We start from the raw sequence: 5,878 nt of genomic DNA, 5'->3' as shown, positions 1-5,878 counted from the left end.
GGCGGCTTTCTGCGAACTCCAGTGCATCTTGAATTGACTTTGGAGAAGATCAGGTCTATGCATCCGCATGCACCACAGATAGAAGCCCCTACATAACAAGCTGCTGGAGTCCGACACTTGACCGCTCCTCCCTGCGCTTCCGCTTCGGTCGTCGCCGTCAAGTGCAGCAAGGTGGAGGAACCCGATGTCCAGGCTCAAGGCCGGACCCGACTACGCCCGACTCGACCGGGTCGTCGCCGAAGCGCGGCGCGCGGGCGAAGAGCGCGCCCAGAGTTACCGCGAGCGTGCACTGAGGATTTACCCGTGGGTATGCGGCCGTTGCGGCCGCGAGTTTGGTCACGTCAACCTGCAACTGCTGGAGGTCCATCACCGTGACCACAACCACGACAACAACCCGCCCGACGGCAGCAACTGGGAACTCCTGTGCACCTATTGCCACGAGAATGAGCACCAACGCTGCCTCGTCGAGCAAGGCCGGAAGCCGGAGTCGCCAACGCTCGGGGGAGTCGCTCCGGCGTTACACCAACCCTTCGCCGATTTGAAAGCCCGTCTCAAGACGAGAGGTCCAAGCTAAACCAGCGTCAGCAGCATGCGGGTGGCGAGCACGTAGAGCAGGACCGCGAACAGCGTTCTCAGCTTCCGCGTCGAAGTGGCGTGCGCGAGCTTCGCGCCGAGAGGGGCGGTTGCCATGCTTGCGATGACGAGCAGCGCGAGCACCGGCAGATAGACGTAACCGAGGCTCCACTCGGGGAGCCCCGCTTCGCCCCAGCCGTTCACGACATAACCGATGGTGCCGGCGATGGCGACCGGAAAGCCGATGGCCGCCGCGGTGCCGATCGCTTCGTGCAGCCGCACGTTGCACCAAGTCATGTACGGCACCGAGAGGAGCGCTCCACCGGCGGCCACCAGGCTCGATACCCCGCCGATCACCGCACCGACCGCGAACATGCCGCCCGCACCGGGCAGCGTGCGCGTGGCCGTCGGGCGCAGGTTGAGGATGAGCTGGGTCGCCGCGAAGTAGACGAAAACCGTGAAGAACATCGCCAGATAGCGCGTCTGGAGCCGTCCGGCGATGACGGCCGCCACGGCGACGCCGAACGCGATCCCGGGCGCCATGCGGCGCACTATCGTCCAGTTCACCGCCCCGTGATAGTGGTGCGCTCGCACGCTCGATGCGGCGGTAAAGAGAATGCTGGCCATGGCCGTGCCGAGCGCGAGGTGCAGCACGTGCTCGGGCGGGACTTGCTGGAGCCCGAACAGGAAAACCAGCAGGGGCACCTGGACCAGTCCGCCACCGATGCCGAGCAGCCCGGCGAGGAACCCGGCACCGGCGCCGAGCAGGACATACCAGAGCCACAAGCTAGCCACGGGGGCGTGCGTGCCGGCGCGGTATCTCGGTCACGTCGCACCGACGGCGCTGGCTAGCGCTCATCGCGTGCGATCAGATCGAGAATGAAGCGCCACTCCGCCGGCTCGACCGGCGTGATCGACAACCGGTTGCCTCGCTGCAGCACGCGCATGTGAGCGAGTTCCGGATGGGAACGCAGTTCCGCCAGCGGGACGAGTGGGGTCTTGCGCACGAGCTTCACGTCGACCAGGAACCAGCGCGGATTCTCGCGGGTCGCCTTCGGATCGTAGTAGTCGCTCGCCGGGTCGAACTGCGTCTCGTCGGGGTAGGATCCGCTGGCAACCTCGACGATGCCGGCGATGCCCGGCTCCGGGCAGCTCGAATGGTAGAAGAAGGCCTGATCGCCCACCTGCATGCGATCGCGCATGAAGTTGCGCGCCTGATAGTTGCGCACGCCCCACCACGCCGTCGTCGTGTCCGGGGCAGCGGCGAGGTGATCGATGCCGTAGACGTCCGGTTCAGACTTCATCAGCCACTGATGCATATCTCTTCCTCGCTGGTTCCGTTACGTCGGCAATCTATCGAACGAACCGCAATTGCGCCATTCTCTGGACATCGTGAACTGCGGAAACCGCGAAGCCTGCCGCGGCCGGCCGAATCCAGGGCAGATATGGACAACAGTCTTTCAGGCAGCGACTCTCAGGAAGGCAGGTCGGCCACGGACGCATACAGCAGTCCGCCAATGACGGCGATGTTGGTCAGAAACTGATTCGATGCACCGGCCCGGGCCTGACCCTCCATCGCCCAGAAGTTCAGGAGCAGCAGCGAAGCGACGATGGTGAAGCCGATCAACCCGAGCGCGGCCCAGCGCACCCACAGGCCGGCCATCAGCGCCGCGCCGAGCATGATCTGGAAAGCCGTCGCCAGGCCGAGCGCCAATCGTGGCAGCGGTACCCCGCGCTGTGCCACTCTCCCGCTCAGCTCGGCAGACATCGGCAGATGGTGAAACCCGCCGACGACGAAGAGACTGCCCACCAGGATGCGGGCGAGCGCCTCGACCCAATGCACGTGCTCAGGCGACATGGCGGTCAGCGCCCATGCCAAGTCCGGGCGCTGACTTCATCGCCGGGTTGAAACTCCTCTTCTGCTCGATCATGACTCGTTCGGGTGGTGTGAAAGTGCGGCTATTTCACAACGCCGCAGCGCGCGCGGCAAGCGATGGGCGAATGCACGCGAGGAAATGGCTCGGCCGAACATGGGCGCCGGTGTTCGCGACCGTCGCGATCGCGCTCACGCAAAGACGCGGCGGGAATCCGCAGGCAATGCTGAGGCACTGTACGGGCGTCTACGCCACTTCTGTCTGCCGGCGCCGAAGGCAGTGGCCGCGCACTTGGCGTGGAGATTGCAGAAAAACGGATCCCTGCGAAATCGTCGCGCAGACTTTCGGAGCGCTCATGAGCGATAACGGACATGCACCCGAAGCCGCACACGATAAACGCCTGACTGCAGACGATCTCGCCATCGATATCCTCGGTCGATGCGTGTTGCCATCGCCGGTGGCGGAACATCTCGGTGCACGCAGCATGCACTTTGTCGGTGCGGCGGACAAGGTATTGCTCGATGATGGACTCTCCAGCCAGGCCGGATCGTCCGTCGATCTCGCCTTGCGCCCGGCGTTCGAACTCGCCGGTCCGCGCGACAAGATCTTCTTCGACCCGCGCACGGTCCGCTGCGGCATCGTCACCTGCGGCGGGCTGGCACCCGGACTCAACAACGTGGTGCGCGGCATCGTCCTCGAGCTCTGGGCCGGGTATGGCGTGCGCCAGATCTTCGGCTTCCGCTACGGTTACGAGGGGCTGATCGCGCGCCATGGCCACCTGCCGGCGACGCTGACGCCGGAATCCGTGGCCGATATCCATCACGATGGTGGCACCATGCTCGGGACTTCGCGCGGATCGCAGGACGCAGGCGAGGTGGTCGACAACCTGGAAGCCAATGGCATCGGCATTCTCTTCGTCGTCGGCGGCGATGGCACCATGCGTGGAGCGATGCGCATCGCTGAGGAAGTCGCGCGGCGCGGCCTGCGCATCGGCGTGATCGGCGTGCCGAAGACGATCGACAACGACGTGCCCTTCATCGATCGCAGCTTCGGCTATGTCAGTGCCTATTCCGCCGCCGTCGATGTGATCAGCGGCGCGCGGGTCGAGGCGGTGGCGGCGCGCGATGGCATCGGTCTCGTCAAGCTGATGGGCCGCCATTCCGGTTTTCTGGCGTGCCAGGCAGCGTTGGCCTCGACCGAGGCCGATCTCGTGTTGATCCCCGAGGTGCCCGTCGTCCTCGACGGTCAGCGCGGCGTGTTTGCCTGCATCGATCGCGTGCTCGCGCGCAAAGGGCACGCCGTGATCGTGGTGGCCGAGGGCGCCGCACAGGACCAGATGCCCGACGCACCGAGCGGAGAGAAGCGCGACAAGAGCGGCAACGCGAAGCTCAAGGACGTCGGCGTCTTCCTGCGCGATCGCCTCGGCGAACATCTGCGCTCGCTCGGCCGCGAGCCGACGATCAAGTACATCGATCCGAGCTATGCCATCCGCAGCATTCCGGCCTGTCCGTCGGACAGCGTCTACTGCTGGCACATGGCGAGGAACGCCGTGCACGCCGCCATGGCCGGCAATACCGCGATGCTGATCGGTCGCTGGCACGGGCGGTTCGTGCACGTGCCGATGAAGCTCGCCACGCGCGAGAGCCGCCATGTCGACGTCGATGGCGATCTCTGGATGTCGGTGATCGAAGCGACAGGACAGCCGCGCGCGTTCGCGTAACACCAGGGGCGTAAAATCGGCGGTACGGGAGACCGCCCGCAAGGATCTGCGCCATGGAGTGCCTGGAGAACCGGACGTTCGAAGAGATCAAGGTCGGTGACTGCGCGACGCTCACGCGCACGCTTACCGAGCGCGACATCATGCTGTTCGCCGTGATGTCGGGCGACATCAATCCGGCGCACGTCGATCCCGAGTACGCCGCGAGCAGCCAGTTCCGCGAGGTGATCGGGCATGGCATGTGGAGCGGTGCGCTGATTTCCACCGTGCTCGGCACGCAGTTTCCCGGACCCGGCACGATCTACCTCGGGCAGGACCTGCGTTTTCGGCATCCGGTGGGGGTCGGCGATGCAATCACCGTGAAGGTGACGGCGACGGCGCGCGACGTCGAGAAAGGCCGGGTCACGCTGTCCACCGAGTGCGTGAATCAGGATGGCAAGGTCGTCGTCTCCGGCACCGCCTATGTGCTGGCGCCGCGGCAGAAGGTGCGACGCCCGCGTGTCGCATTGCCCGAGGTACGCATCGGCGACCGCGAGACACGTTTCCGTCATATCGCCGAGCGGGTGAAGGGGCTCAAGCTGCCACCCGTGCCGGTGGCGGTGATCTATCCGTGCGATGCCGATTCGCTCGCCAGCACGCTGCAGGCGATGCGAGAGGGTGTGATCGTTCCGGTGCTCATCGGGCCTGAAGCGGCAGTGCGCGAGACGGCGGACGCAGCGCAGCTCGACCTCACCGGAATGGCCATCCGTCCTGCTGCAAGCCGCGGCGAGGCTGCGGCACTCGCAGTGCAGCTCGCGCGCCAGGGCGCAGTGCGGGCGATCATGAGGGGCAGCCTGGAGACGGCAGAGTTGATGGCACCGGTGGCGGCGGACTCGTGGCTGCGTACCGAGCGCCGCCTGAGCCACGTGTTCGTGGTGGATGTCCCGGCTTACACGAAGCCGCTCTTCATCACCGATGCCGCGCTCAACGTCGAGCCAACCCTGGAGGACAAGCGCGACATCGTCCAGAATGCGGTCGACCTCGCGCACATGCTTGGCAATACGCTGCCCCGCGTCGCGCTCCTCGCAGCGACCGACACGGTCGATCCCGGGATGCGCGCGACGCTGGACGCAGCGACCCTATGCAAGATGGCCGACCGTGGACAGATCACCGGCGCCGCACTCGACGGTCCGCTCGCCTTCGACGACGCGGTGTCACTCAAGGTGGCGCGCCGCGGCGGGCTGCTCTCTCCGGTGGCGGGGCAGGCCGACATCCTCGTCGTGCCCGACATGGCATCGGGCAACATGCTCGCGAAACAACTCGCCCACTTCGCGGATGCGCTTGCTGCGGGCATCGTGCTGGGCGCACGCGTCCCCATCGCTCTGCCCGATCGTACAGACGACCGCATGGCAAGCATGGCCTCTGCGATGCTGGTTCACATCGTCGCCAACGCGAAACAGGCGTGACGAAATCACAGCCGGCGGCGCTGCGTCCGCGCGTGGCTTACTTTTCCATTCGCACGCCGCGCCAGAAAGCGACGTGTCCCGCGATGCCGTGTGCGGCCGGTTTGGGCTCCGGGTAGTACCATCCGGCATCGGTGTTGACCGCGCCATCCACTACGATGTGCAGGTAGCGCGCGATGCCCTTGCGCGGGCAGTCGCTGCGTGTCGAACTCTCGCGCAGGCAGTTCCAGTTCAGTGCTTCGCGCGGAAAGTAGACGTTGCCCTCGACCATC

Annotated in this window: 7 protein-coding genes; 3 read left to right on the top strand and 4 right to left on the bottom strand. The window is 65.8% G+C overall.

From position 1 onward, the window contains the following. Positions 1–184 precede the first annotated feature (184 nt). On the top strand, positions 185–574 hold the full coding sequence (locus JNK68_14125) for an HNH nuclease family protein (GenBank protein ID MBL8541480.1): 390 nt from the start codon (positions 185–187) through the stop codon (positions 572–574). Here JNK68_14125 and JNK68_14120 read toward each other — a convergent pair. The 3 genes from JNK68_14120 to JNK68_14110 all read right to left on the bottom strand — a co-directional run bounded on the left by JNK68_14120 (position 571) and on the right by JNK68_14110 (position 2,452). After that, a complete protein-coding gene (locus JNK68_14120) occupies positions 571–1,368 on the bottom strand; it encodes a sulfite exporter TauE/SafE family protein (GenBank protein MBL8541479.1) in 798 nt (265 codons plus the stop codon). The genes JNK68_14125 and JNK68_14120 overlap by 4 nt on opposite strands. A gap of 53 nt (positions 1,369–1,421) precedes the next feature. Next, entirely contained in the window at positions 1,422–1,892 is a 471-nt protein-coding gene (locus tag JNK68_14115; GenBank protein MBL8541478.1) for an EVE domain-containing protein, read from the bottom strand. Between the two features lie 155 nt (positions 1,893–2,047). Beyond that, positions 2,048–2,452 carry a DoxX family protein gene (locus JNK68_14110; protein ID MBL8541477.1) on the bottom strand — a complete coding sequence of 135 codons (405 nt, stop codon included), beginning with the start codon at positions 2,450–2,452 and terminating at the stop codon, positions 2,048–2,050. A gap of 350 nt (positions 2,453–2,802) precedes the next feature. On the opposite strand from JNK68_14110, the gene JNK68_14105 reads away from it, so the two are divergent. Together JNK68_14105 and JNK68_14100 are read left to right on the top strand one after the other, a co-directional pair. Then, positions 2,803–4,167: an ATP-dependent 6-phosphofructokinase gene (locus tag JNK68_14105; GenBank protein MBL8541476.1), complete on the top strand. Its 1,365-nt coding sequence runs from the start codon at positions 2,803–2,805 to the stop codon at positions 4,165–4,167. A gap of 53 nt (positions 4,168–4,220) precedes the next feature. Next, positions 4,221–5,609: a bifunctional enoyl-CoA hydratase/phosphate acetyltransferase gene (locus JNK68_14100; protein MBL8541475.1), complete on the top strand. Its 1,389-nt coding sequence runs from the start codon at positions 4,221–4,223 to the stop codon at positions 5,607–5,609. A 37-nt stretch (positions 5,610–5,646) separates the two neighbouring features. On the opposite strand, the gene JNK68_14095 is transcribed toward JNK68_14100, so the two are convergent. After that, a complete protein-coding gene (locus JNK68_14095; GenBank protein MBL8541474.1) occupies positions 5,647–5,877 on the bottom strand; it encodes a DUF427 domain-containing protein in 231 nt (76 codons plus the stop codon). Position 5,878 lies beyond the last annotated feature (1 nt).

Source organism: Betaproteobacteria bacterium (assembly GCA_016791345.1).
GTDB lineage: Bacteria > Pseudomonadota > Gammaproteobacteria > Burkholderiales > JAEUMW01 > JAEUMW01.
The sequence above is the reverse complement of the archived record's forward strand: the minus strand, read 5'-3'. Positions and strand labels throughout refer to the sequence as shown.